We start from the raw sequence: 705 nt of genomic DNA on the forward strand, positions 1-705 counted from the left end.
CCTCCGGCGAAGGCCGCCTTGTGTAGTTTGCGAGGAGGCCTGAGGATTTGACCTTAAGTCTAGCGTTAAGGTCACGTCGGGAATGCAGGTCAATGTGTTGGGCGCCGAGCGTCGGCGGCGATGGAGTTACGACGAGAAGGTCCGCCTTCTCGAAGAGACCTTGCAGCCCGGCGAGACGGTCTGCGGCGTGGCACGCCGGCACGGGATGGCCCATAGCCTGCTGTTCACCTGGCGTCGACAAGCGCGCCAGGGGCGACTGGGCGGAGATGCCACACCTGCTCTTGTTCCCGTCGAGATCACGCCTGTGGCGGCTCCGATCTCGAGCAGCGCGCTACAACCGACGTCTTCACCGCCTGCGCAGCGTGTAAGAGCCGGAATCATCGAGATTGAGCTCGGCGGCGGCTGTCGTGTTCGCGTTGACCGTGACGTGGATGTTGAGGCGCTGCAGCAGGTTCTTGAGCTCTTGCGACGACGATGATCCCGATTCCGAGCGGCGTCAGGGTCTGGATCGCCACTGGCCACACCGATATGCGTCGCGGCATGCGAAGCTTGGCTCTCACAGTTCAGGAGAGCCTGAAGCGCGATCCTCATGCTGGCGATCTCTACATCTTCCGGGGTCGCAGCGGCGATCTGGTCAAGATTCTTTGGCATGATGGGTTGGGCATGTCGCTCTATGCCAAGCGTCTGGACCGAGGCAAGTTCATC

The 705-nt window shown here is 62.0% G+C and carries 2 protein-coding genes; both read left to right on the forward strand.

The features are described 5' to 3' along the window. Positions 1–82: 82 nt before the first annotated feature. A complete protein-coding gene (gene tnpA, locus K3F49_RS39040) occupies positions 83–478 on the forward strand; it encodes an IS66-like element accessory protein TnpA (protein ID WP_234686158.1) in 396 nt (131 codons plus the stop codon). After that, positions 475–705 (forward strand): IS66 family insertion sequence element accessory protein TnpB (gene tnpB / locus K3F49_RS39045; RefSeq protein WP_234686159.1); only part of this gene is annotated, 231 nt, incomplete at its 3' end. The genes tnpA and tnpB, both read left to right, overlap by 4 nt.

This window comes from Bradyrhizobium monzae (assembly GCF_021458635.1).
Taxonomy (GTDB): Bacteria; Pseudomonadota; Alphaproteobacteria; order Rhizobiales; family Xanthobacteraceae; genus Bradyrhizobium.